The sequence below is a fragment of the Gordonia sp. CPCC 205515 genome, assembly GCF_048537925.1.
Taxonomy (GTDB): Bacteria; Actinomycetota; Actinomycetes; order Mycobacteriales; family Mycobacteriaceae; genus Gordonia.
The window spans coordinates 215,729-237,675 of record NZ_JBCLVJ010000010.1; the positions used below are offsets into that span (position 1 = coordinate 215,729).

The window sequence follows — 21,947 nt, forward strand, 5'->3', positions numbered from 1 at the left end:
GTGGGGATCTCCTACATTCCGCCCGGCACGCCGTGGAACAACGGCTTCATCGAGTCGTTCAACAACCGGATGCGCGACGAGTGTCTTAACCGCAACCACTGGGTGTCATTTGCCACCGCTATGGGACCACCTGGATTGCCACGAGCATGGGACCACCTTGGCGCGTTATTGAGGATGCTCTGCCGGGTCTGGCAGGTCAAGTCCGGGGCGGTGTCGTTGGCGGTAGGACGGGCCTTTGATGACCAGGGTGTGGGCGCGTGAGGTGAGGCGGTCGATGGCTGATTGGGCGAGCAGGGCGTCGGCGGTCATGGTGAGCCATTCAGCGGGTTCCCGGTTGGACGTGATGATTGTGGTCTTGGCCTGGTGGCGTTCGACGACGAGTTCGTAGAAGTCGTTGGTTTCGGTCGCGTCGAGCGGCCGGAGCGCGAAGTCGTCGACGACGAGGACATCCACGGCGGTGATCCGGCGCAGTTCGGCGTCGACGCTGTTGTCGAGGCGGGCAGCTTTGAGGCGGTGGAACAGTTTGTCCGCCCGGGCGAACAGCACCGTTTTGCGGCGGCCGATGGCCATGTGGCCCAACGCATTTGCTAGATGAGTTTTGCCGACTCCGACCGGCCCGAGCAGGATGGCGGAGTGGCCGGCGTCGATGAACCGCAGGGTGGTGAGGTCTTCGAGCAGGGTGCGGTCATAGCGTAAATCGTCTGCCGCGCACCAGGTATCGATCCGCATGACGGGGTCGAGACCGGCTTTGGCCGAGCGCCGCGCCGCCGAACTCGACTCACGGCGCGAGACCTCATCGGCGAGCAACTGTTGCAGGAACGTCAGGTGTGAGGTCTTGTGTTGGCGCGCCAGGGCCGCGCGTTGGGGCAGGGTGTCGGCCAAGGCGCCGAGTTTGAGGGCTTTGAGCAGTCCGATCATGTCGGCGCCGACGGGTTCGGGCAGATTGGTGGTGTGCGTGCGGGTCATGGATTCACTCCTGAATGGTGGTGTCGCGGTGGGGAACAAGTGCCAACGGTGTTGTGGTGGTGGCGTATTCGGCAGGATCGCGGGCAAAGCGCGACGGTCCTGAGCCGGCGGTCGACGGCATGATCGGGGTGGTCTTCTCCATGGCCTGTTGGAGCATCGAGGAGATCTTGGGCACCGCGATCACGTCGAAGTCCAGGGCGGTGGCACAGGCAGCGTCGACCGGTCCGGGCCCGTAGGTGCCCACCAGGCCGATCAACACATACACCGCGCGTACTCGGGTCCAGGGGCGTGGATTATCGACGATACGGGCCGCGTAGATGCCGATATGGAGCCCGTAGTGCTCGCAGGTGGCCACCAGCTTGCTGATGTTGCGCAGTGCGTAGGCGGCTTTGTCGGCGGGATAATCATGGGGATCGGTGCTCTGCCCACCGGCGGGCTGGCGGGGATGTTGTTTGACCAAGCTGCCGCGGTGATAGAACTTGACCGTCTGACTGTCGAGGCGCACATCGAGGGTCGACCCGATCCACGTCTCGGGTAACGAATACAGTGCTCGGCCGACTGAGGCGTGAAAGTCTCTGTGTACCTTCACCTGTTTGAAGACCGGCACATCGTAGGCGGCTGGTATCGGTAACAACTGTGGGCGTTCGTCGGAGGCGAACACCACCGCCGGCGCGGCGGCGGTGGTGCCGTGCATCCGCAGACCGGCGGTCTGCTCACACCACCGCACCGCGGCACTCTGTGCGGTCTCGAGATCGGGGAAGTTCTCGCCGGCCCAGAAGTTGTTCTGCACGTAGTGAATTGTGCGTTCTACCCTCGGTTTGTCTTGTGGTGCACGAACTCTGGCGGTGTCGGTGACGAACCCGGCGTGCGCGGTGTAGTCCAGCCAGCCGCGGGTCAGGACTGGGTTGACTTTATCGGGCTGGGTGACAATGGGTTTCATGTTGTCAGGGATCAGCACGGTGAACACGCCGCCGAAGAACTCCCACGCCGCCGCACAGCCGTCCAGGATCGCCGACAGGGTTTGGGTGTGCGAGAGCCACACGTAGGTGTGCCGCGAGTACACCGCGGTAAACACCAGGGCAAATACTTTGCGGCGCTTCCCTGTTGCCTCATCGTCGAGCATTCCGAGGTAGCCGAAATCGATCTGGCATTCCATCCCGGGATCCCCGTCGACGATCCGCACGGTGGTCGTGGTGCGCCGATACCCGCAGCATTCGGTGGCGAACCGCACCAGTGTGCGATACGGCACCACACACCCCCGACGAGTCAGCAAGATCTGAATCTTGGTCACTGTCAACGGTTCTGGCTGATCCTTAGTGCCACCTTTCACCCATGCCGTGATCTGATCGGTGAACGGCACCAACGCTTCCCACGCCTGACCATGACCATTCGGCCGCACTGGACGCACCCCGGCCACGACCGCACCGATCAACTCCTCGGTGATCGCCGCCGCCCCGGCATCACGAGTCAACCCCGCCGCCTGCGCCGCCTCGACGTATCGCCTCACCGTTTTCCTGTCCACCCCGGCATGCGCGGCGATCGTGCGCAGTCCCGGCGCCGGCAACCCCACCGCCAGCCCCAGCCACAACCGCAACACTTCCCTGATCTCTTCCACTGCAACCTCCCGGTAGCCCACGCCGTCGACCCCTTCCGTGACAGACAGTCACGACCGAGTCAACGGACAAAATGAAGAACCACCGACGCGACGCGCCGGTGGTCCCATAACTGGCAATCCAGGTGGTCCCATCCTCATGGCAAACAATCAGCCCAGGGTGGTCCCTTCACGGTGGCAAATGACACACTGGGCCACGCTGCTCGAGGCCCGGGTGGTCATCGGCGACTTCAAAGACGACCACAACCATCGACACCGGCACTCAGCGCTGGGCTACAAGACGCCTGCCGAGTACGCTGCCGGATGCACCCACAGGCACCATCCCGTGGGCTGCGAGATCGACTGATCAACCACAAGAAGGACTGGCTCTAGAACAGACCGGACCGACTATCGGGGTCCTGCCACCACTGCCATGCTCTGAGCAACTCGGATAACCAACCTGTTCGGCGGACAGACAAAGCGAGTCGCGTCAGCCGACGGCGATGGGCAGGAGCTTATTCGCTGACGTCAAGCCATCTGGGCTCGGGTCCGAGGTTCGGCGTGTACGACGTGCCGGCGTTGCCGTTCTCCATCCACGTCCGAACGGTGGGGTGAACAAGGTCGCCCGCCAAGGGCCGACGAGATTTCCAACCGCCGGCCAAGATCCACGCAAGCCCGTTGCGATGCAGACAGCCATCGATGGCGTGACCGGCGGCCAGTCCGGTGGAGAACGGAGTGGACATCAGTGACGAGTACTTCTGCGGGCTGACCTTCAGTCCGGCGTCGTGTGCTTCGCGTAGCATCCAGTCGAACGCGACGTCAGAAGCACGATGGTCATCACTAAACTGACCTCCCACGTCACTGTGTACACCTGGGAACCAGACTTCACGGTGCCTGCCCTCGAATTGCTGCACGGTCGAGGAGTCGAACCGGTAACACGGGTACGGTCGTCGGCGTTCGTCGAGGGCCATCGCGTGGCGGGCAATGTTGATATTCGTGATCTTCGCTGTGTACGGCCAGCGCGACTCTTCGAACCCCGCCCGCCAGTTGAGGGCACCGACAGACTTGACGGTGTCCCAGACACCGAGAAAATGCACCTGCTTGGTTGACGTGTTGAATGTACGCGGAAAGTCCGGGTTGCCAAATCTGTTTCGGAACTTATCGCGTGGTTCGAAGTATTCTCGGGTACCGGCCTTCCCGCTGTTCTGCGCATACAGCTTGACTGCATACGGCGTGAGATTCTCTGCACCCGGTCGCAGTAATCCGATTGTCGACAGCATCCCGGTCAACGCTCGCGCGGTGTAGGCCCCGCGGGAGAATCCGAACACGAAGACTCGATCATTCTTTCGGTAGTTGTTCGCGAGATACGTATACGCTTCTTCGAGGTTCTCTTTCACGCCGTACCCCGCGACGAGGCCCCACCCGCGCGTCACCGACTTCCCCAGCCGGGTGACCGCGCCGCGCGCACCCATCGTCCCCACGCCCGGGTCATAGTAGGCCAACTGCCCGTCGTTTTTGACGCAGATGTCGAAGAGGCGTGCGACATTGGTGCTGCCTTGCTCGGGCTCGTTCTTAGTGCCGTCGAGGCAGATGATGATGTTGCGTCCGTTGTCTGTCGAACTGGTCGGTGTCGCGGCCATCCCTGCAGTCTCCTTGACTTCGTTGGTTCACTGACCAGAAAACGTAGCGTGTCCAACGGTCTTCGGTACTGCTGCGGAGCGATTCGAGAGTGGCCTTCACGACTCCAGATCGAAAACCCGGCCCGCCTCATGGCTGGACATCGCCGACCCGATGGGTCAGCCTCGGGAGGACTTCTAGCGGGTCTACGGAGAGATCGAACCGCAGGTGCGGGTAGTGGCGGACTGGGCTTCACGCTCTAGAGCGCGGTGACCCGGAAAGGAGCCTTGGGACTGGACAGCGGAGTTGGACGAGAACGGCGTGAAGTGTTCGACGAGACTGTGCTGCGTTCGAGTCAGAGCAAACCAGCTCGCTCATCGGTGTCGATCAGCTCGAAGTTGAGCCCGTAGCGGGCGCGCATGAAGGCGATGGCGTGGTTGTTGAACGCTTCCCCGGGCTGGGGTTGCACCAGCGTGCGAAGTCCTTTGGCGCTCAGGTTGTCGATTTCGATTTCGACGTCGTCGCATTTGAAGCAGATGTGGTGGAATCCGCCACCGCGACTGACCGCCTTCTGAAGGGCGGCGTTATCGGGCACTGGCTCAATGAGTTTGATCGGTAGGCTCTCCTCCTTGACGAGGAAGGAGACACGCACCCCCTGTAGGGTGTTGGTAACGATTCCGGTGGACTGACGATAGCCGAAGACGTCGTTCCAGTACGTGATCGCGGCCTGAATATCGGGAACAGCGAAACAAATGTGATCGATCACCATAGTGGCGACTCAATCATGCTCGGCGGGAGGGCGTCTAGTGGCTTCGGGGCGTTGCAGGCACGGCATGCAACCTCTCGTCGCCGGCTTGATCCGCACGGCTTCGAGTCCCGCTATCTCCGGCCGCCGATGATCTCCGACAGTGATGTCGTCCTCTGCCTGACGCGCGAGCACCGCGCCGCGGTCCAACAAGCGCTGCCGGCGCGATGGAAGCGGGCATTCACCTTGATCGAGTTCACGAGTTGACGACGATAGGATCGCTGGCGGAGATCATGGGAGCGCGCGGGCGCATCGACACCAACGCCGGTCGGCTCGACATCGCCGATCCGATGGGGCGGCCGAGGGCGATTTCGAGCGTGTGTATCGGGAGATCGCGCCACAGGTCGGGACGGTCGTCGGATGGGTGAATGACCAAGGCGCGGGCAACATTAATTCGCTTCCCTAGCAAACCGCTGCAGATTGCTCCCAGTGTCGGCTGAGGAGGCATTTGAACAGATTAGTAACATCTAATTCGCGGAATCCGACATCCCGTTATGGCACCATCACCACCATGCGCTACAGAACTAGCCCCCATTCACATAGATGATCAGCGGCGGCGATTTCGGTTGCCGCTGCCGCTACGATGAAGTAAATTCCAGTCTTGCGATAGTTGATCGACGTGCCCGCGTCAGCTGGCCCGCTGATTGGCTGACGTAGGAGTTCCGATCAGCGATTCCTTTGTTCAATCTCGACACTTGGGGAGTACGCCCGTGGTGGTACAGGGTTCGTCCGAGCAGGATGCGACGGCTCAACCGGTTGGTGTCGGGGGTAGTATCCGGCGCCGCTCCCTTCGTGTGGCAGCGCAGTACATCGCGCACCCGTGGATACAACGCTATTTGACGACGGTTGCGTGGACCGATGCGGTAGTGGTGACGGCTGCGGTCTTCCTTGCCCAGTGGATCCGCTTCGGCGCCGACCCTGCTGATAAGCGCTTCGGCGCAGGCTTGCCAGTGACGTACGTATCGATCCTGCTGATCATCGGATGGTTGGCGGCTTTGCGTATCTATCAGACTCTCGATCGCCGCATCATCGGTTCCGGTACGCAGGAGTACAGCCGAGTCGCTACCGCTTGCTTCTCGATCTTCGGTCTTATGGCGATCATCGTGCTGGCGTTCCGAATCGACGTTTCACGCGGATACTTTGCTCTTGCCTTGCCCTTGGGCACCCTCGCCTTGCTGGCTTCGCGGTGGGCTTGGCGCAAGAGGCTGACGGCTCAACGTGCCCGCGGCAAGTATCTCGAAAGAGTGCTGGTGGTGGGCGAATCGAAATCCGTCAACCACCTCGTCGATCGGTTACAGCAAACACCGTCGCTGGGATACCGAGTCATCGGAGCGTGCCTTCCGATCGGATCGGCATCAGTTCACGCCAAGTCGGGTGACTCGATTCCGGTGTATGGCGACTTCGACGACGTGATGGTGGCGGTGTCCGCTTCGGGCGCGACCACAGTTGCGGTGACATCGGCAGATGCACTGGGACACGAGGCGATGCAGGAACTGTCCTGGGATCTGCAGGGTATGGACGTCGACATGATGGTGTCGCCGGGAGTTACCGACGTCGCAGGCCCCCGCATGATGGTCCGACCGGTTGCGGGGTTGCCACTGCTCCACATCGATCGTCCGCGCTACGAGGGAGCCAACCGATTCCGGAAGGCTTTCGTCGACCGCGTCGGTTCGACGTTTGTTCTCATGCTGCTTGCGCCGGTGCTTCTCGGGGTGGCCGTCGCCATCAAGATCGATTCGCGCGGACCGGTCTTCTACCGGGCGACGCGCGTTGGCGTCAACAACCAGCACTTCAAGATGTGGAAATTCCGCTCGATGGTGGTCGACGCCGACAAACGCAAGGCAGACCTCGCCGCCTCCAACGAAGGCGCAGGCCTCCTCTTCAAGATGCGCGATGATCCGCGGGTCACCCGAGTGGGAACGGTCATCCGCCGCTACAGCCTCGACGAACTGCCCCAGCTGTTCAATGTCATCAACGGCAGCATGAGTCTGGTCGGCCCACGTCCGCCGCTACCGGAAGAGGTCGAGAAGTACGACGGCCGCGTCGCCCGCCGCATGTTGGTCAAGCCGGGCATGACCGGACTGTGGCAGGTGTCCGGCCGCTCGGATCTGCCATGGGAAGAGGCCGTGCGCCTTGATCTTTCCTACGTGGAGAACTGGTCGATCATGCAGGACCTCGTCATCATGTGGCGTACGTTCCGCGCGGTGGTCGGCAAAGACGGCGCTTACTGACCATCAAGCGCGTTGTTCGCGCAACGCCCGACGATCTACTTTCCCCGGGCCGCGCAGCGGGAGCGAGTCGATAACCACGACCTCCCGCGGCGCGGCATACTTCTCGAGCCGTTCGGCGACCGCACCGCGGATCCGGTCCGCGTTCACGTGCTGCCCGTCCGCGGCCACCACGAACGCGACCACTCGCTCACCAAGCCGCTCATCCGGCATGCCCACGACGGCGCACTCGGCGACTGCCGGGTCCTCGACGATCACCGCCTCCACCACCTGCGGCACGATCGTCAGCCCGCCGCTGGAGATCGCCTCGTCGGCGCGGCCCACGATCGACAGCACACCGTGCTCGTCGACCCGACCGAGATCGTCGGTGCGGAACCAGCCCGGTTCGGCAAAGGCGGGATGCTGCGGCTGGTTCCGGTAGCCGTGCGCCACCACCGAACCGCCCAGGACCACGCGACCCACGCCGTCGGGGTTGGGGTCGTCGATCCGGATGGTGACCCCGTCGAGCGGTACTCCGTCGTAGACGCAGCCGCCGGCGGTCTCGCTCATGCCGTAGGTCCGGACGATGGGTACGCCTTCGTCGGCGGCCCGGCGTTGCAGGGGGAGGGGAGTGGCGGCGCCGCCAATCAGCAGTCCGTCGAGTTCGCGTAGCGCGCGCACGGCATCCGGGGCGTCGAGCGCCTTCAGGAGTTGCCCCGGCACCAGCGACGAATACCGGTGTGGCCCGTCAAGGTCATGGACGGCTCGGGCAAACACCGACGGGTCGAAACCATCACGCAGGTCGAGGACCGACGGCGTGAAACCGGCTCGCAGGGAACGCAACAACACCTGCAGTCCGGCGATGTGATGCGGCGGGAGCGCGAGCAACCAGATGCCGTCGCCGCCGAGATATGAGTGGGTGGCTTGGGCGGATGCCGCCAGCGAATTCGGGGTGTGCTGAGCACCTTTCGGGGTTCCGGTGGTGCCTGAGGTGGATACGACGAGCGAGATGTCGTCGCCGATCGGTGCGCCGACTGCGAGAGCTTCGCTCAGCCGCGCGGCCTCCGTGGACTCGTCGGGAACGGGCAGGAACGCCACCTCGCCCGCGAGTGCGGCCTGTAGTACGTCGATTCTCTCGAGCACCCCGGGATGGGCCGGAAGGATCAGGGCGTCAAGGGTTCTCAGGACAGATCCTCGGGATCATCCGGTTGGGTCGGTTCACCGAGGGGCGCGTCGTCGAACGGCCAGCCGGCCGCCTCGAGATGACGTCGGACGCGGTCGATGTCGTCGTCGTGTGGCATCTCGTGGGTGACCTTGGAGATCAGCACCCCGGCGTCGATCTTGGAGATCGGCTCGGGTGGGGGAGGGGAGGCCGCGATGAGGTGGGCCGAGACTTTTTCGACCTCGTCGTCGGAGAGCTGACGACGGAGGATGGCGACGAGGGGAATGTAATCGGCCTGGGGCACCCCGTCGGGGTAGCCCGCACGCAGCCAGTCGACGATACGTTGCAGGAACTGCAGACGATCCATGGACGATTCCCTCCCTCTCGTTCAGGCGATCGACCTCCCCGCAGATCGATGCGAACGGACAAACGCGTGCGCGTTCGTCAGTCTAGTGGTGCACACGACTGTGGCGCCGTTGCCGGCGCCACAGTTGAGGAACTTCGGGATGGTCAGATCAGACGCTGACCGTCGAGTCCAGCGGCCAGCCGACCGCGGCCAGTCGGCTCGCGACCTGGTTGATCTCCTCGGAGTTCGGTGCCTCGTTGGTGACCTGGGCGATCGCGTCCTGGATGCGGTCCTCCGTGACCGGCTCGTGCCCATGTTCGGCGACCAGGGTCAAGATGGCCTTGGTGATCTGGTCGTCGTCCAGCGTGCGGGCGAGCAGTGCCAGCAGCGGGAAGTAGTCCTTGGGCGGGACACCCTCGGGGTACCCGGCGCGCAGCCAGGTGAGGACAGCGTCGAACTTATTGGCCTCGGTCACACGGTCCCCCTACTTCTTCGGTGCCCACGGGAACAGGTTGATTCCCAGGTGGTAGTTGATGCTGTTGCGGGCGATCCACAGCACGGCGATCACGATGATGGCCGAGATGAGGATGAACAAGAACCAGCCGACGTACTTCAGGGCCGGATTCGGTGCGTGCACAGCGCCGTTGGCGTCGGTGCCGCCTTCGCCGGCGGCGTAGGCGCGCATCCCGACGGCGAACAGCGCGGGCAGACCGGCCCCGAAGATCAAGCCGATGACCAGGACCTTGGCGATGGCCTCGAATTCACTCATGAGGGTGATTCCTTTGTCTTGGAAGGTCAGACGCTCTGCGTCGGGGCGGGGGCGTCGTCACGCACGTTGGCAGGCACCACGCTGTTGGTGGCCTCGTCCCATTCGGCGTTGACGTTGTGCGAATCGACCTTCTGCTGCTGCGCCTTCCAGTACATGGCGAAGGACAGAGCAACGAGGATCGCGAAGATCACGATGGCGCCGGCGGCACCGCCGATGCCGTTGGCGATCCAGAAGCTGACCGCGCCCACCACACCGGCCGACGGCAGGGTGATGACCCAGGCGACGGCCATGCGTCCGGCCACCGACCAGCGCACCTTGGCGCCCTTCTTGCCCAGGCCCGAACCGAGGATCGAACCGGTGGCGACCTGGGTGGTCGAGAGAGCCATACCGGCGGCGCTCGAGGTGAGGATGATCGCGGCCGACGATGCCTCGGCGGCCATGCCCTGCGGCGACTGGATCTCGACCAGGCCCTTGCCGAGGGTGCGGATGACGCGCCAGCCGCCGACGTAGGTACCCAGCGCGATGGCGATGGCGCAGCTGAACACGATCCACAGCGGCAGACCTTCGGAGACCGAGGAGGCCGACAGGTGGCCGGTGGTGATCATGGCCAGCGCGATGACACCCATCGTCTTCTGGGCGTCGCCGGTGCCGTGGGCGAGGGCGACCAGGGAGGCGGACGCGATCTGCCCGTACCGGAAGCCCTGCTCCTTGCGGGCTTCCATGATGCCCTTGGTGATCGCGTAGATCAGGAAGGTGCCGCAGGTGGCGACCAGGCAGGCGATCACCGGGGCCAGCAGGCCTGGGATGACGATCTTGTTGAGGATGCCGCTCCAGTTGACGCCGGAGGCGCCCAGTGCAGCGATGCCCGAGCCGATCAGGCCACCGAACAGCGCGTGCGAGGAGCTCGACGGCAGGCCGAACAGCCACGTCAGCAGGTTCCACAGGATGCCGCCGACGAGGCCGGCGAAGATGATGACCAACCCGGTCGTCGGGGTGATGCTCGGAATCAGCTCACCGGAGCTGGTCTGAACCTTGAGGATGTCCTTGGTGATGGTCGCTGCGACCTCCACCGAGAGGAACGCGCCGACGAGGTTCAGGATGGCTGCGAGGGTGACCGCCGTCTTCGGCTTGAGGGCCTTGGTGGCGATGGAAGTGGCCATGGCATTTCCGGTGTCGTGGAAGCCGTTGGTGAAGTCGAATCCCAGTGCTGTGACCACCAACAGCACCAGGATCAGCATCTCTGCGCTCATGGGAGTAATCATGCGGCGCGGGGCGGGTTTTCGTGTAATTTTCGGTCTGCCGAAAGTCCCTACTTGACCTGCGTGTTTCCCTGTTTGCGCCAGGTGTTCATCCGTTGTTCATCAAGTCGATTCCAACCGTCCATCGAACCGAGGGTACGCGGGGATTCGGGTTGCGAAATCGGGGGTGAACGGCTGTGGAAGAATCCGATCATGACTGCTGCGATGACGCTGGGAATGCCCATCAACTACGCGGGCGACTTCCGCGAAACGATCAATAATCTGTCGGACTTCGAGAAGGCCGGCGTCGGTCGGATCGCGGTCCCGGAGGCCTACAGCTTCGACGCGGTCAGCCAACTCGGCTACATCGCCGCCAAGACCGAGAAGATGGAACTGCAGACGGCCATCCTGCCGATGTTCTCCCGCACCCCCACCAACTTGGCGATGACTGCCGCAGGCCTCGACTACATCAGTGGCGGCCGCGCGGTGCTGGGTATCGGTGCGTCGGGCCCGCAGGTGATCGAGGGCTTCCACGGCGTCAAGTACGACTTCCCGGTCGGCCGCGCCCGCGAGCATGCCGAGATCTGCCGCATGGTGTGGCGCCGCGACAAGGTCGAGTACCGCGGCAAGTACTACACCCTCCCGCTGACCAAGGACGACGGCGGCAGCGGGCTGGGCAAGCCGCTCAAGATCATCAACCACCCCGTCCGCGACCGCATCCCGATGCTGCTGGCCGCGATCGGCCCGAAGAACACCGAGCTCGCCGCCGAGCTGTTCGAGGAGTTCCAGCCGATCCTGTTCAACCCCGAGCAGATCCAGTCCGCGTTCGGTGAAGCGCTCGCCGCCGGTAAGGCCAAGCGCGATCCGTCGCTGGGGGAGCTGAAGATTGTCGTGCAGGCGACCGCGCGGATCTCCGACGACAAGGAGGAGGTCGAGAAGGCGCTGACCCTCGTGCGTCATCACGCCGCCCTCTATATCGGCGGTATGGGGGCTCGCGGCAAGAACTTCTACAACACCCTCGCGCAGCGTTACGGTTATGTCGAAGAGGCCAAGCTGATTCAGGACCTCTATCTCGACGGCAAGAAGCAAGAAGCAGCCGAGGCGGTGCCGGAGGATCTGGTGCGGTCGATGTCGTTGATCGGGTCGCGCTCGGAAGTGGCCGAGCGGGCCGCGGCGTTCCAGGAAGCCGGCGTCACGTGCATCCTGGCTGCGCCGGTGGCGGAGACGCACAAGGAGCGGGTTGCCGACATGGAGGAACTGCGGGGTGTGTTCGGGGGGTAAGCAACCCGACGCATCGCCGCTGCGGACCCTACGGTTATAGGATGGGGCGAAGGACTGGCCGGGCCCGCGGTCGCATGGCGGCACGAGGTGGCCTTCTCATCGCGTTGGTCCTCATCCTGATCGCAGCGGCGGGGATGCCCGTCGTCGTGCATCCACAAACCGACGAGTTGCGTCCGGCGGACGCGATTTTCGTGCTGGGTGGTAGCGGTTACGACCGATACAAGGTCGGATTCGAACTCGAGGAGCAAGGCTGGGCGCCCACCCTGGTGGTGTCGAATCCCAACGGGCCTCGTGATCCGTGGCTGTGGTCCTACTGCCATGAGCCGCACGCCGACCTCGACCTGCGGTGTTTCGTTCCGGACCCGGCGGCCACCCGCGGCGAAGCCGAGGAGTTGCAGCGACTCGCCGAGCAGTTCGACTGGCAGGCCGTCATCGTCGTGACCTACCGCCCGCATGTCTCGCGCGCCCGCTACATCCTGCAGAAGTGCTACGACGGCGAACTGATCATGGTTCCGAGTCGGACCCGGATAAGCGTCTGGGAATGGATCGAACAATACGCATATCAGGCCGCTGGATATCTTCGCGCCGCGCTCAGCCCCGGATGTTGACTGGCCGCGACAGCCCCGATGGCTGCGTAACATCAGCCTCATGACGCGTCGTCGGAGCGGGTTCAAGATGGGTCTGGCGTGTGTCGGAGTGTTTCCACTGTGGGTCGCTGCGTCGCGTTCGGCGGCCCGTGACGTCGTCGTCGCGGATGTCGACTGGTGGATGGAGTGCATCGGGTCTGACGACCTACGTCGACTGAGCCGCTATCGTCAATTCGCGTTTCTCGTGGGAGCGCTGAGTGAGTTCCGATCCCTTCTTCATCTCCGGTTGCGTTGTCTCCCAATGCCTTTTCGGCTCCCGCTGCGAGCCCTTTATAGTCCCAGTTCGACGTTGGTCCTCGATGCCGACGACATCGGTCCCGCCCTGTTCATCCAGCACGGACTCGGCACAATCGTCACCGCGGAGTCCATCGGACATCACTGTTGGATCAACCAGCAGGTGACGATTGGCCACAACGCTGTCGGCCGACCCACTCTTGGCGACCATGTCCGCGTCGGTGCCGGGGCCGTCGTGCTCGGACCGATAACGCTGCACGACGGGTCCACCGTCGGCGCGAATGCGACGGTGCTGCACGACGTAGGGCCGGGCGAGACGGTGGTGGCGCCGGAGGCGACCCTGCTCAGGCGTTCGCCGATGGCCGACGGCGAACCAGTCGCGGGGTCCAGCTCAGATCGGGGATGATCTGGGCGCAGAGAATCGCCAGCGCGGCGGCGGTGACGACTCCCGTCGCGCCCCACATCGGCGCCCACCAACATCCCAGCCCGATACTCACCACTGCCATCAGCAGTGTCCAGGAAGCCAGCCACCGGGCTTCGGTCGGCAGCGTCAGCAGCACCGACGCGGGTAGATGTACTGCCTGACACACCAGCAAGAGACCAAACCCGAGCGCCAGCCACGCCGAAACCGTGATGGTCCCGCCGGATAGGATTCGCGCGGCCCACGGTCCCAGCGCCCACATTCCCACCGCGGCCAACACCGCGATTCCAGCGAAGACCGCGGTGATCCTCCACCACATGCGGACGGTCTCGTCGCGAGCCGCGCGGCGCTTGACGAAGACCGGCCAATACGCAAGTCCCGCTGTGGATATCACCGACCAGCCGATCCCGTAGATCTGTGCCATCAGCGAATAGCTGGACAACTGCTCCGGATTCGACAGATGAGCCAGCAGAACACGACCGGACTGCAGACCGATCGGCAGCCCGAGTCCCACGACGAACAGCCACAGGCTGCCGGCCAGAAGACGTTCCTTCGCACCCTCCCGCGACACTCGTCCAAATGCGCTTCGCCCGAGTCCGGACAAGCGCAAAGCCAGCACGGTGCCGACGAGTTGCCCGACCAGCAGACCACCCAGCGCCGAGATGCAATACCAGATGCCACTGACGTCGACCGACCACAGCAGCAGTGTCAGCAAGAGCCCGAAGGCTGGACAGCTCATCATGACCAGCGTGGCGAGAGGGTTCCTGTCGATGCCGATCAGAATCCGCAACCCGAGTCCCGCGGGGATGGTCAACGCCCAGATCAGAGCTGCGACGGTGATGGCCCATCGATCCTGACCCCCGGAGCTGAAACCGACAAGGACCTGCCAACCGTCCACGGCCATCAGGACGACAGACGCGACCGCGATGGCCGCGGCAACTCCGAACAGCACTTGGTACGAGCGACGGATCACGTCGACGGATTTTTGCCGAAGCTCGGGCTGGCTCAGTTGTGCGCCTGCGCTGAGCACGGTCGCGCCGATCCCGAGGTCGGCGAACGGCAGGAGCAGGGTGATGGTGGCGATCAGAGCGACCAGCCCGAAGACCTCGGGTCCGGTCTCGCGCACGATGATCGCCGTGTTGACCAGGCCGAGTGCGGCGACCACCGGGGTGCCGATGACCCGGTACACGGGTCCGGCCAGGAGCGCCCGTCGCTCTTGCGGGGCAAGCCGGCCGGGCTGTCGCGTCATCGACCCACGGCCGCAGTTGCCCGACGGGCTGCGGCCCGTCCCAAATTCATCACGGCATACAGCAATGCGGCGATGCCCGGCCTCCCGTGGCGGACGCCAGCAGTTAGTGCGCGGAGCACCCCGGCCGGTGACTGGGCCGACACCGCGGCACTGACCGGGCTCGTACACAGGTAGTCACCGCGCACGCGTGGTGACTCCCCGGTCAGGTGACCGAGGCCCCAGCCCACGTACTCGGCGGTGCGATCCTGCCTACTCCGAGACAGCGATACGCCCTGCACGTCATAAGTGCTCAGGACGTCGGGCACCTGGCACCACACCACGTCCGGCACAGAACGGGCAACGGCGAGCAGCCATCCCGCTTCGTCGTGTACCGAGTCGGGGTCGCTGTCCCATCGAACCTGCCGCGCGAGTTCGGTGGGAAAGCACAGCGTGGAGCTTTGCAGCAGCGCCCCGCCGACGTGCGGATCACGAAGGCGGAACAGGTACTCGGCCACCGAATCGCGCGGGCCGATGAGCTGTCGCGGCCAGACGCGTTGCTTATCGCCCGGACCCAGCACGCTTACTCGCGACGATCCCACCCATTCGTCGACATTCTGTGGGACCGCGCTTAACTGCCGTGCGAGCTTCTCCGGATACCAGGTGTCGTCGTCGTCGAGCAACGCGATCACCGACCCTCGGGCAGCGTCGATACCTTGCTGGCGGCACCGTGCCGGACCTTGGCCACCTCTCGAACGGAGCACGACAATCCGATCGTCGTGGGGCAGCGGTAGGGTTCCTTCCCGGTCTGCGACAACGATCACCTCCGACACCGGAAAAGTCTGTGCGAGAACGGAATCGACAGCGCCCTCCAAAGTTGGCCGGCCAATAGTCGGAATGACGGCGGTGACCGTGGGTCTCACTCTGGGCTCATTTTCCCGCGAAAGTGCACGGCACCGAAAAGCAATGCGATGCACGCGTATTCGGGCACCATGTTGTACGTCCAGGGTGCGTAGAGAAGATCCCAGATACCTTGCAGGCTCACGACCAGCGCCAGGGGCGCCCAGATTCCGAACCGGCCGTGATTCCACACAATTGCTCCGCAGGCGACGAGTAGCCAGGCCGGCAACAAGAATGCGACGATCCCGCCCTCCGCCCACGATCCGAACAGGATGGAATGCATAGCGGAGTAGTCGAAGACGGGGAGTCTCCAGTAGAGCTCAAAGGGGAAGGTGGGGCTGAAGCCGATGCTGACCGCATTGTGTTCAGCCTGCGCGTATACGTCGGGGGTGATGTTGAAGGCGCTGCCCCAGCCGAGCAGGGGACGTTCAGTGATCACCGTGTAGGTCATCGGCGGTTCGGTCCGCCCAGCGAGCAGCATCGGGAGATTCGTCGCCTCCTGCTCGATGGTCTTGCGCTGCAACACCGAACCGAACAGTCCCGCACGGGCTGCGATCGGCATCAGCACCGAGAACGCCAAACCGAAAATCGCCACTCCGATGAACTGCCAGCCCCGACTGATCCGGCCGCCGAGGAAGTGGCCGGTGAGTAGCAGGACGGCGGCGATCAGACAGACGAGCGCATGCGAACGAAAGTTCAGGCCGAGACTGATCACTCCGAGGCCACCGAGCAGCAGGGCCGGCGCGATGCCGCCCGGGCGGGCTTTGATCAGTACGTACAGCAGCACCAAGGTGACGCCGTGCGCAATGCCGTACTTCCACAAGAAGAGAAATCCACCCTCGTTGCTGAGCTCGATGCCCTGGGTCAGGAAGAAAAGAGTGGTACCGATACCGATTCCCGCCAGTGCCGTGGCGATCATGTCGACCTCGCGGCGGGTGATGACCGACAGGCCGATGAGATACAACGAGAAAGCTGCGGGGGCAACAGCATTGGGCCACAACACGCCGACGTGATTCACCAGGCATGACGCCAGGAATGAAATCCACCCGAGGACCCCGAGCAGGATCGGTAGCAATTCGACTCCGCGGTGGGTCATGAGGAGAAATGCCGGTGCCAGTGCCAGACAGACAATTGAGAGCGCGGTGACGGTGAAATTTGCGATCTGCACCGCCGATGACGCTCCGAGCAGGAGAACTACTCCATGCACAAGCAACGTGGAGTCGAGGGGCCGTCGAGTGCCGGCCACCGCGAGTCCGGCACTCGTCATGACATCACCGCCTCGGGTCGCTACGCATAGAAACCATAACGGCCCGCGCTTTGTGTGTGCAGGCGGCGGAATGGTGGTTAGTCTTATCGGCGGACAGCGGGCTTCGATGGAAGTGGGGGGTTGCCGTTGCCAGAGCAAGGGTCAGGGGCTCAGCAGGAGCCCGTGCGGTCGCTGGGGTCAAGACTCGGTCGCCCCTATGACAAGCGTCGCGGATTTCTCGCGCAAGCGCTCTGGGTCGCTGTGTCGTCAACGGTCTTCACTCGAGTGTGGTGTCCCAACCGAGTCCGCTGCGCCATCCTGCGTGCGTTCGGTGCGGAGATTGGTAAGGGTGTGCTCATCCGGCATCGGGTGCGTGTGCAGTGGCCGTGGAATCTCACCATCGGCGACAACTCCTGGATCGGGACCGACGCCGATCTCTACAACCTCGACGACATCGTGATCGGGTCCGACGTGTGCGTCAGCCAGTACGTATACCTCTGCACCGGCAGTCATGACCGGCATTCGCCCACCTTCGAGTTCGACAACGGGCCGATCCGGCTAGAAAACGGTGCGTGGGTGTGCGCCCGCAGCACCGTGCTGCGCGGTGTCACCATCGGTGCCAACGCGGTGATCGGCGCAACGTCGGTGATCTCCAAGGATGTGCCCCCGGGCGCGGTGGTGCGACCGCCGAAACCGACCGTCATCACGTGATGAGGGTTCTTCACGTAGTCGGTTTGTTGAGCCCCGACGGTGCCTACGGCGGTCCGGCCAGCGTGGCGCTCAATCTATGCGCCGAACTGGACCGTCGCGGGCACGACGTGCTGTTGGCCGCGGGAACCTGGGGCTACAACCCGGTCCCGACAGAAGTCGACGGCGTGCGCGTGCAACTGTTCGACGCGCATCGCTTGATTCCCGTCAAGAGTTTCGCAGGGGTGGGTGCGCCGGGTCTGTGGCGATGGTTTCGTCGGTTCGGTCGCGAATTCGACGTCGTCCATGTGCATTTCGGCCGTGACCTGGTGGTCGCGCCGGTCGCATGGGCGGCTCGGTTCAGGGGAGTGCCGTACGTATTGCAGACCCACGGGATGGTCATCCCGTCAAGGCATCCACTCGCGCGACCGGTCGACGCGGTGATGACCCGGCCGGTGCTGCGCGGTGCGGGTGCGGTGTGCTGTCTCGACGATCTGGAACGCGCCCAGGTGCGGGAAGTTGGCGGCCGAGGCGTCAACCTGCAGACCTTGCCCAACGGCGTGCCCGATTACACCGGCCCGGTGGTCCCGCCCGGCGGCACTCCGGAGGTCTTGTTCGCTTCCCGGCTGCACGCGCGCAAGCGGCCTCTGGTGTTTGTGGACATGGCGCACCGCTTGCTGGCCACCGGAGTGGATGCGCGGTTCACCCTGGTCGGGCCCGACAACGGCGAGGCGGACACCGTTGGTGAGGCGATTGCCGATGAGACCCGGATCACCTGGGAGGGGCCGCTTGACCACACCGAGATACCACAGCGCATGTCGCAGGCGCGGGTGTTCGTCCTGCCATCGGTCGCCGAGCCGTACCCGATGGCCGTGCTGGAAGCGATGTCGGTCGGGATCCCGGTGGTGGTCACCGACGATTGCGGGCTGGCTCCGCTGGTCGAACGCGTGGGGTGCGGTGTCGTCGTCGACCACTCTGCGGACTCGCTGGCGACCGCAGTTGGAGGGATCTTGGCTGAACCCGCGAAGGGTGTCCACATGGGTCAGCGTGGCCGTGCGGCGGTCCACACCGAGTGTGGGATGGCCGCGATCGCAGATCGTCTTGATGACATCTACGCACGGCTGGTGGACCGATGATGACGCAGGTCGTCGCCAGAGTCCGACGGCTGGACCGCGGCGTGCTGATTGCGCTGGTAATTCTCGCGGCGGTCGCGATTACCTTTGGAGTGCTTGCATCCACTGGAAATGACCGGCCAGATCCGGCAGGCGTGGCAGTCATCGGCGGCTCGGTCACGGCTGGTGCCGACAATCGCGTCGTGTGGCCCACTCTGCTGGCTCGGCACACCGGACTGCCGGTGGCCAACCTCGCACAGCCCGGAGCCGGCTTTGCGGCCGACGGTGCGGGTGGCCACGCATACACGTATCAGGCAGATCGGGCTGCTGCCACACGCTTCCCCGTCGTCTTGGTCGCCACCGAGCAGGCCGACAACGAGTTCGTCGACTCTGACTCCAACGCCATCGCAGTCGGAGTCAGGGACGTCCTGAACAAAATTGCCATGAACGGGCAGCGCGCGCTCGTCGTGGGACCGACGTGGTACGAGCCCCAGATACCGGAAACAGTGCGCCGGGTCGCCGATGCTGTCCGTCAAGTGGCTGAATCTGCCGGTGTGCCCTTCTTGAATGCCCTCGATCCACCGTGGTTGAACTTTGCGGATATGAAATCGGACTACAGTGGACCAAATGACCGCGGACAGGCGGTCATCGCAGACAAGGTTGCCGCATGGCTACGTACCGAGGGGATCAGATGAGCAGGGGGCGAATCGCGGACGTCACGATCGTCCTGATGCTGGTCGCCGTGACCATCGGTCTGGTGGTGGCGATGCGCCCGGCCGCACCCACAATCGGCGCACCGCACACCGAAATGTCGTCGCCCCGTCCATCGCAGGATGCGATCGCGGACGCATTGTTCATCGGTGATTCGTACACCGCGGGCAACGGCCTGAGTGAACTGTCACCCAGCTGCGTGGCCGCCGTGCAGATGCATTGGCAGTGCTCGTTGTCTGCTGTTCCGGGGACGGGGTACATCAGCGGTGGTCCGGCCAATCGATTCACCGTCGACCCCTACATCGGTGAGTCGACCTCATTTATCGAACGAATTCCGGGGCTTGGCTTGCAATACCGGCCGGACGTGGTGATCCTCGACGGCGGGCGAAACGACAGCTTTCCGAAGAACAAACTCGATGTCTTCAACGTCATGGTTGCGACGATCGTGTCGGCGAGGCGAACCTGGCCGGAAGCCAAGCTCGTGTTCGTCCGTCCACGATATCTCTATGACCCCACCAGTGATCTCGGACTAGGTGATCTGTTCATCGCGAACGCGATCGCTGTAGCCGATGCAGACGTGACGCTGATCGACCCGATCGCGCGGATCACTGGTGACGTCGATGAGCTCTTGGGCCCAGATGGCGAACATCCGAATAGTCAAGGGGAGAAGGTTCTGGCCGATGCGCTTGTCGCCGAGTTCACCTCACGCGGGCTGGCGCAGGCGACATGAACGATGTGGTGACCGACTACGTGCGTCTCCTCGGCAACCGGTGGCGTTGGCTGGTGTGGGGAATCGTTATCGCACTTGCCGCAATTACTTGTTTCCTGTTGCTCAAGCCTCCGGAGTTCTCCACGACGGCAACAGTTTTCGTCCGTACGCCAGGTGACGTGAGCAAGGTTGTCGATGGTGGCGATTCGTACGCGCAACGTCGAGCACACAACTATGCGGAGTTGGCGAGCAGCACAGGGGTCGCTCAGAAAGTCGTTGACGACCTGGGGCTGGGCGGATCTGCTGTCGAACTCGCGAACCACATCTCCGGTGCTGCGCGTCCCGGTACTGCTCTTTTCGATGTCACGGTGACCGCTTCGTCGGCATCCGATGCTCAACGAATCGCGACGGTGTTTCTTGACGAATTCGGCGATACGGTGCGAGATCTGGAGAAGGTACCGGGAAGTCTTGTGCCGCGTGCCGACATAGTGGTCGTCAGCCCACCCCACGAGGCCCGCCGTCTGGTCTGGGGTGTCCCGGTGGTCTATCTGGTACTCGGCAGCGCGATCGTGGGACTGTTGTGCGCATGCATCGCAGTTGTCGTCCGTGCACTCTCCACCGGTGAGATATCCGACGAGAATGATCGGCATCGTGGAGCCCACGAGCGCATGGTGGGTGCGTCGATGACCGCAAACGTGACAGATGGCACAGCGGGCCCGACACGAACGAGGGTGTGAGTTGACAGCACGCGCATTCGCCTCCGCGCTGCGGCGATCCTGGAAAGTCTTTGCCGTCACTGTCGGCATTGTGTTCGCTGCCGGCCTCGTGGCAGTGATCCTCATGCCGGCGCGATACACGTCGACGGTCCAAGTGATGGTGTCGATCTCGGGAACAACGACTGCCGCCGCCTACCAGAATGACGATGTCGTGACCGGACGCGTCAATTCCTATATCGCGTTGTTGACGACGAACGCGGTCGCTCAGCGTGTCGTAGACAAGATGCGCTTGGATGAGACCGCCCATGATCTCGCCACCCAAGTGAGTGCCGTCCGGGTACCCCCGAATACCTCGATTATCGACATAAAGGTCACCGCTTCGTCGGCGGACGAGGCCACCGCGATTGCGACGACCTACGCCGAGGAATTCATCGCTTACACCAAAACTCTGGAGACCCCGACCGGCGAGGACGGCCAGAAGGTGAACGTGGTGGTGGTAAACCCTGCAACCACCCCCGATTCGGCCATCGGTCAACGCGTCGGTCTCGCAACGCTCGCGCTGGCGATCGGGTTGCTGGCGGGGCTCGTGGCAGTCTGGCTGCGAGCGACAACCGATCCGCTTGTACGCACCGCCGATCGTGCGGCGACTGCTTCTGGGCTGCGAGTTCTGGGCAAGGTTAGGACGGGAAGCGGAGATTCGACCACTCATGCCGAGGACTACCAAGTCTTGCGCGCAGGATTACGGGCCGAGTCCGAGAGCGATCCGCATGTGGTTGCGCTAGTCGAGGTCGGCGGCGCCGATGTCGATGCGATCGCCCTACATCTGGCCGGGGCATGGGCGCTGAGACGGGAACGATCGGTAATCGTCGACACGTCGGGTTCGGCGAGTGGTTCGAGCGGAGGAGAGGGCGGTGTCGACCAAGTGTCGGTCGACTGGATGACAAGCCCGGAGCTGGTGCTGGCGGAAGAGGGTGCACACCTGATTGGCCGGCTGCGTTCTCAGTACGACCGTGTGATAATCACCGTGCCGTCAGCCGGGTCGGGGTCGATTGCGACCGCGGTGGCCGAGTACGCGGAGTCGGTATTTGTGGCGGCTACCGTGCAAACTCGGCGAAGTGCCCTCCGAGAAGCCGCGGGACGACTGCGGGCGACCGGAGCCCGATTGGTGGGCATAGTGATGGTCGTCCAAGATAGGGACGACCCGACCGCCAAGCAATCACCTCCCGGTAACGACGCAACACACGGAAGCGACAGCACCGAAGACGAGGACAGTCCTGAAGGGGACCGTGAGCACAAGGCGCCGTCGGTGCCGTGAACGGATCGCGGCGAGCGTCGGGCTCGCCAGGTCCACTTAAGA

At 63.7% G+C, this 21,947-nt stretch carries 24 protein-coding genes; 12 read left to right on the forward strand and 12 right to left on the reverse strand.

Going from position 1 to position 21,947, the window contains the following annotated elements:
- Complete coding sequence (locus AAFP30_RS15990; protein ID WP_419230944.1) at positions 1 to 261, forward strand: integrase core domain-containing protein; 261 nt, start codon at positions 1 to 3, stop codon at positions 259 to 261.
- Here the strand turns inward: AAFP30_RS15990 and istB are convergent.
- On the reverse strand, positions 166 to 966 hold the full coding sequence (gene istB, locus AAFP30_RS15995) for an IS21-like element helper ATPase IstB (protein WP_419230945.1): 801 nt from the start codon (positions 964 to 966) through the stop codon (positions 166 to 168). The two genes, AAFP30_RS15990 and istB, sit on opposite strands and share 96 nt — an antisense overlap.
- A gap of 4 nt (positions 967 to 970) precedes the next feature.
- Positions 971 to 2,581, reverse strand: coding sequence for an IS21 family transposase (gene istA / locus AAFP30_RS16000; protein WP_419230946.1), 1,611 nt, complete (start codon positions 2,579 to 2,581; stop codon positions 971 to 973).
- Positions 2,582 to 2,759: 178 nt separating this feature from the next.
- Between istA and AAFP30_RS16005 the strand changes: the two genes are divergently transcribed.
- Positions 2,760 to 2,924, forward strand: coding sequence for an integrase core domain-containing protein (locus AAFP30_RS16005; RefSeq protein WP_419230947.1), 165 nt, complete (start codon positions 2,760 to 2,762; stop codon positions 2,922 to 2,924).
- 148 nt (positions 2,925 to 3,072) lie between these two features.
- Here AAFP30_RS16005 and AAFP30_RS16010 read toward each other — a convergent pair whose 3' ends face one another.
- Both AAFP30_RS16010 and AAFP30_RS16015 read right to left on the reverse strand, forming a co-directional pair.
- Positions 3,073 to 4,197 carry a DUF2235 domain-containing protein gene (locus tag AAFP30_RS16010; protein WP_419230948.1) on the reverse strand — a complete coding sequence of 375 codons (1,125 nt, stop codon included), beginning with the start codon at positions 4,195 to 4,197 and terminating at the stop codon, positions 3,073 to 3,075.
- Between the two features lie 332 nt (positions 4,198 to 4,529).
- On the reverse strand, positions 4,530 to 4,943 hold the full coding sequence (locus tag AAFP30_RS16015; RefSeq protein WP_419230949.1) for a VOC family protein: 414 nt from the start codon (positions 4,941 to 4,943) through the stop codon (positions 4,530 to 4,532).
- Between the two features lie 809 nt (positions 4,944 to 5,752).
- Here AAFP30_RS16015 and AAFP30_RS16020 point away from each other — a divergent pair.
- Positions 5,753 to 7,210: a sugar transferase gene (locus AAFP30_RS16020; protein ID WP_419231248.1), complete on the forward strand. Its 1,458-nt coding sequence runs from the start codon at positions 5,753 to 5,755 to the stop codon at positions 7,208 to 7,210.
- A gap of 3 nt (positions 7,211 to 7,213) precedes the next feature.
- On the opposite strand, the gene menE is transcribed toward AAFP30_RS16020, so the two are convergent.
- From menE to AAFP30_RS16045, 5 genes are all read right to left on the reverse strand, one after another.
- Entirely contained in the window at positions 7,214 to 8,329 is a 1,116-nt protein-coding gene (menE, locus tag AAFP30_RS16025) for an o-succinylbenzoate--CoA ligase (RefSeq protein ID WP_419230950.1), read from the reverse strand.
- A gap of 38 nt (positions 8,330 to 8,367) precedes the next feature.
- On the reverse strand, positions 8,368 to 8,715 hold the full coding sequence (locus AAFP30_RS16030) for a DUF3349 domain-containing protein (protein WP_419230951.1): 348 nt from the start codon (positions 8,713 to 8,715) through the stop codon (positions 8,368 to 8,370).
- 148 nt (positions 8,716 to 8,863) lie between these two features.
- On the reverse strand, positions 8,864 to 9,169 hold the full coding sequence (locus AAFP30_RS16035; protein WP_419230952.1) for a DUF3349 domain-containing protein: 306 nt from the start codon (positions 9,167 to 9,169) through the stop codon (positions 8,864 to 8,866).
- 9 nt (positions 9,170 to 9,178) lie between these two features.
- Positions 9,179 to 9,463: a hypothetical protein gene (locus tag AAFP30_RS16040; protein ID WP_419230953.1), complete on the reverse strand. Its 285-nt coding sequence runs from the start codon at positions 9,461 to 9,463 to the stop codon at positions 9,179 to 9,181.
- A 26-nt stretch (positions 9,464 to 9,489) separates the two neighbouring features.
- On the reverse strand, positions 9,490 to 10,713 hold the full coding sequence (locus AAFP30_RS16045; protein ID WP_419230954.1) for an anion permease: 1,224 nt from the start codon (positions 10,711 to 10,713) through the stop codon (positions 9,490 to 9,492).
- Between the two features lie 213 nt (positions 10,714 to 10,926).
- Between AAFP30_RS16045 and AAFP30_RS16050 the strand changes: the two genes are divergently transcribed.
- The 3 genes from AAFP30_RS16050 to AAFP30_RS16060 all read left to right on the forward strand — a co-directional run bounded on the left by AAFP30_RS16050 (position 10,927) and on the right by AAFP30_RS16060 (position 13,269).
- A complete protein-coding gene (locus AAFP30_RS16050; protein WP_419231249.1) occupies positions 10,927 to 11,982 on the forward strand; it encodes an LLM class F420-dependent oxidoreductase in 1,056 nt (351 codons plus the stop codon).
- 41 nt (positions 11,983 to 12,023) lie between these two features.
- Positions 12,024 to 12,590 carry a YdcF family protein gene (locus AAFP30_RS16055; RefSeq protein ID WP_419230955.1) on the forward strand — a complete coding sequence of 189 codons (567 nt, stop codon included), beginning with the start codon at positions 12,024 to 12,026 and terminating at the stop codon, positions 12,588 to 12,590.
- A 328-nt stretch (positions 12,591 to 12,918) separates the two neighbouring features.
- Entirely contained in the window at positions 12,919 to 13,269 is a 351-nt protein-coding gene (locus AAFP30_RS16060) for a serine O-acetyltransferase (protein WP_419230956.1), read from the forward strand.
- Here the strand turns inward: AAFP30_RS16060 and AAFP30_RS16065 are convergent.
- From AAFP30_RS16065 to AAFP30_RS16075, 3 genes are read right to left on the reverse strand one after another with little or no spacing between them, the layout of a single operon-like run.
- Positions 13,208 to 14,533: a lipopolysaccharide biosynthesis protein gene (locus AAFP30_RS16065; protein ID WP_419230957.1), complete on the reverse strand. Its 1,326-nt coding sequence runs from the start codon at positions 14,531 to 14,533 to the stop codon at positions 13,208 to 13,210. The two genes, AAFP30_RS16060 and AAFP30_RS16065, sit on opposite strands and share 62 nt — an antisense overlap.
- Positions 14,530 to 15,486 carry a glycosyltransferase family 2 protein gene (locus tag AAFP30_RS16070; RefSeq protein WP_419230958.1) on the reverse strand — a complete coding sequence of 319 codons (957 nt, stop codon included), beginning with the start codon at positions 15,484 to 15,486 and terminating at the stop codon, positions 14,530 to 14,532. Before AAFP30_RS16070 ends, AAFP30_RS16065 begins: the two co-directional genes overlap by 4 nt.
- On the reverse strand, positions 15,429 to 16,676 hold the full coding sequence (locus tag AAFP30_RS16075) for a hypothetical protein (protein WP_419230959.1): 1,248 nt from the start codon (positions 16,674 to 16,676) through the stop codon (positions 15,429 to 15,431). The genes AAFP30_RS16070 and AAFP30_RS16075 overlap by 58 nt, the downstream gene beginning before the upstream one ends.
- A 162-nt stretch (positions 16,677 to 16,838) precedes the next feature.
- On the opposite strand from AAFP30_RS16075, the gene AAFP30_RS16080 reads away from it, so the two are divergent.
- Genes AAFP30_RS16080 through AAFP30_RS16105 form a run of 6 tightly spaced genes read left to right on the forward strand, consistent with a single transcriptional unit; the run spans position 16,839 to position 21,905 of the window.
- Complete coding sequence (locus tag AAFP30_RS16080; protein ID WP_419230960.1) at positions 16,839 to 17,366, forward strand: WcaF family extracellular polysaccharide biosynthesis acetyltransferase; 528 nt, start codon at positions 16,839 to 16,841, stop codon at positions 17,364 to 17,366.
- Positions 17,367 to 17,392: 26 nt separating this feature from the next.
- Positions 17,393 to 18,478 carry a glycosyltransferase gene (locus AAFP30_RS16085; RefSeq protein ID WP_419230961.1) on the forward strand — a complete coding sequence of 362 codons (1,086 nt, stop codon included), beginning with the start codon at positions 17,393 to 17,395 and terminating at the stop codon, positions 18,476 to 18,478.
- On the forward strand, positions 18,475 to 19,149 hold the full coding sequence (locus AAFP30_RS16090; RefSeq protein ID WP_419230962.1) for an SGNH/GDSL hydrolase family protein: 675 nt from the start codon (positions 18,475 to 18,477) through the stop codon (positions 19,147 to 19,149). The genes AAFP30_RS16085 and AAFP30_RS16090 overlap by 4 nt, the downstream gene beginning before the upstream one ends.
- Positions 19,150 to 19,184: 35 nt before the next feature.
- Positions 19,185 to 19,895 carry an SGNH/GDSL hydrolase family protein gene (locus AAFP30_RS16095; RefSeq protein ID WP_419230963.1) on the forward strand — a complete coding sequence of 237 codons (711 nt, stop codon included), beginning with the start codon at positions 19,185 to 19,187 and terminating at the stop codon, positions 19,893 to 19,895.
- Positions 19,892 to 20,611, forward strand: coding sequence for a YveK family protein (locus AAFP30_RS16100; protein WP_419230964.1), 720 nt, complete (start codon positions 19,892 to 19,894; stop codon positions 20,609 to 20,611). Before AAFP30_RS16095 ends, AAFP30_RS16100 begins: the two co-directional genes overlap by 4 nt.
- 1 nt (position 20,612) lies before the next feature.
- On the forward strand, positions 20,613 to 21,905 hold the full coding sequence (locus tag AAFP30_RS16105; protein WP_419230965.1) for a Wzz/FepE/Etk N-terminal domain-containing protein: 1,293 nt from the start codon (positions 20,613 to 20,615) through the stop codon (positions 21,903 to 21,905).
- Positions 21,906 to 21,947 lie beyond the last annotated feature (42 nt).

What these genes read in the sequence shown, in the direction of transcription:
- AAFP30_RS16065 (WP_419230957.1), bottom strand. Translation starts at nt 14,533, where the DNA reads ATGACGCGACAGCCCGGCCGGCTTGCCCCGCAAGAGCGACGGGCGCTC.
- AAFP30_RS16040 (WP_419230953.1), bottom strand. Translation starts at nt 9,463, where the DNA reads ATGAGTGAATTCGAGGCCATCGCCAAGGTCCTGGTCATCGGCTTGATC.
- AAFP30_RS16055 (WP_419230955.1), top strand. Translation starts at nt 12,024, where the DNA reads ATGGGGCGAAGGACTGGCCGGGCCCGCGGTCGCATGGCGGCACGAGGT.
- AAFP30_RS16030 (WP_419230951.1), bottom strand. Translation starts at nt 8,715, where the DNA reads ATGGATCGTCTGCAGTTCCTGCAACGTATCGTCGACTGGCTGCGTGCG.
- AAFP30_RS16005 (WP_419230947.1), top strand. Translation starts at nt 2,760, where the DNA reads ATGACACACTGGGCCACGCTGCTCGAGGCCCGGGTGGTCATCGGCGAC.
- AAFP30_RS16090 (WP_419230962.1), top strand. Translation starts at nt 18,475, where the DNA reads ATGATGACGCAGGTCGTCGCCAGAGTCCGACGGCTGGACCGCGGCGTG.
- istB (WP_419230945.1), bottom strand. Translation starts at nt 966, where the DNA reads ATGACCCGCACGCACACCACCAATCTGCCCGAACCCGTCGGCGCCGAC.
- AAFP30_RS16075 (WP_419230959.1), bottom strand. Translation starts at nt 16,676, where the DNA reads ATGACGAGTGCCGGACTCGCGGTGGCCGGCACTCGACGGCCCCTCGAC.
- AAFP30_RS16050 (WP_419231249.1), top strand. Translation starts at nt 10,927, where the DNA reads ATGACGCTGGGAATGCCCATCAACTACGCGGGCGACTTCCGCGAAACG.
- AAFP30_RS16015 (WP_419230949.1), bottom strand. Translation starts at nt 4,943, where the DNA reads ATGGTGATCGATCACATTTGTTTCGCTGTTCCCGATATTCAGGCCGCG.
- AAFP30_RS16010 (WP_419230948.1), bottom strand. Translation starts at nt 4,197, where the DNA reads ATGGCCGCGACACCGACCAGTTCGACAGACAACGGACGCAACATCATC.
- AAFP30_RS16095 (WP_419230963.1), top strand. Translation starts at nt 19,185, where the DNA reads ATGCTGGTCGCCGTGACCATCGGTCTGGTGGTGGCGATGCGCCCGGCC.
- AAFP30_RS16100 (WP_419230964.1), top strand. Translation starts at nt 19,892, where the DNA reads ATGAACGATGTGGTGACCGACTACGTGCGTCTCCTCGGCAACCGGTGG.
- AAFP30_RS16045 (WP_419230954.1), bottom strand. Translation starts at nt 10,713, where the DNA reads ATGAGCGCAGAGATGCTGATCCTGGTGCTGTTGGTGGTCACAGCACTG.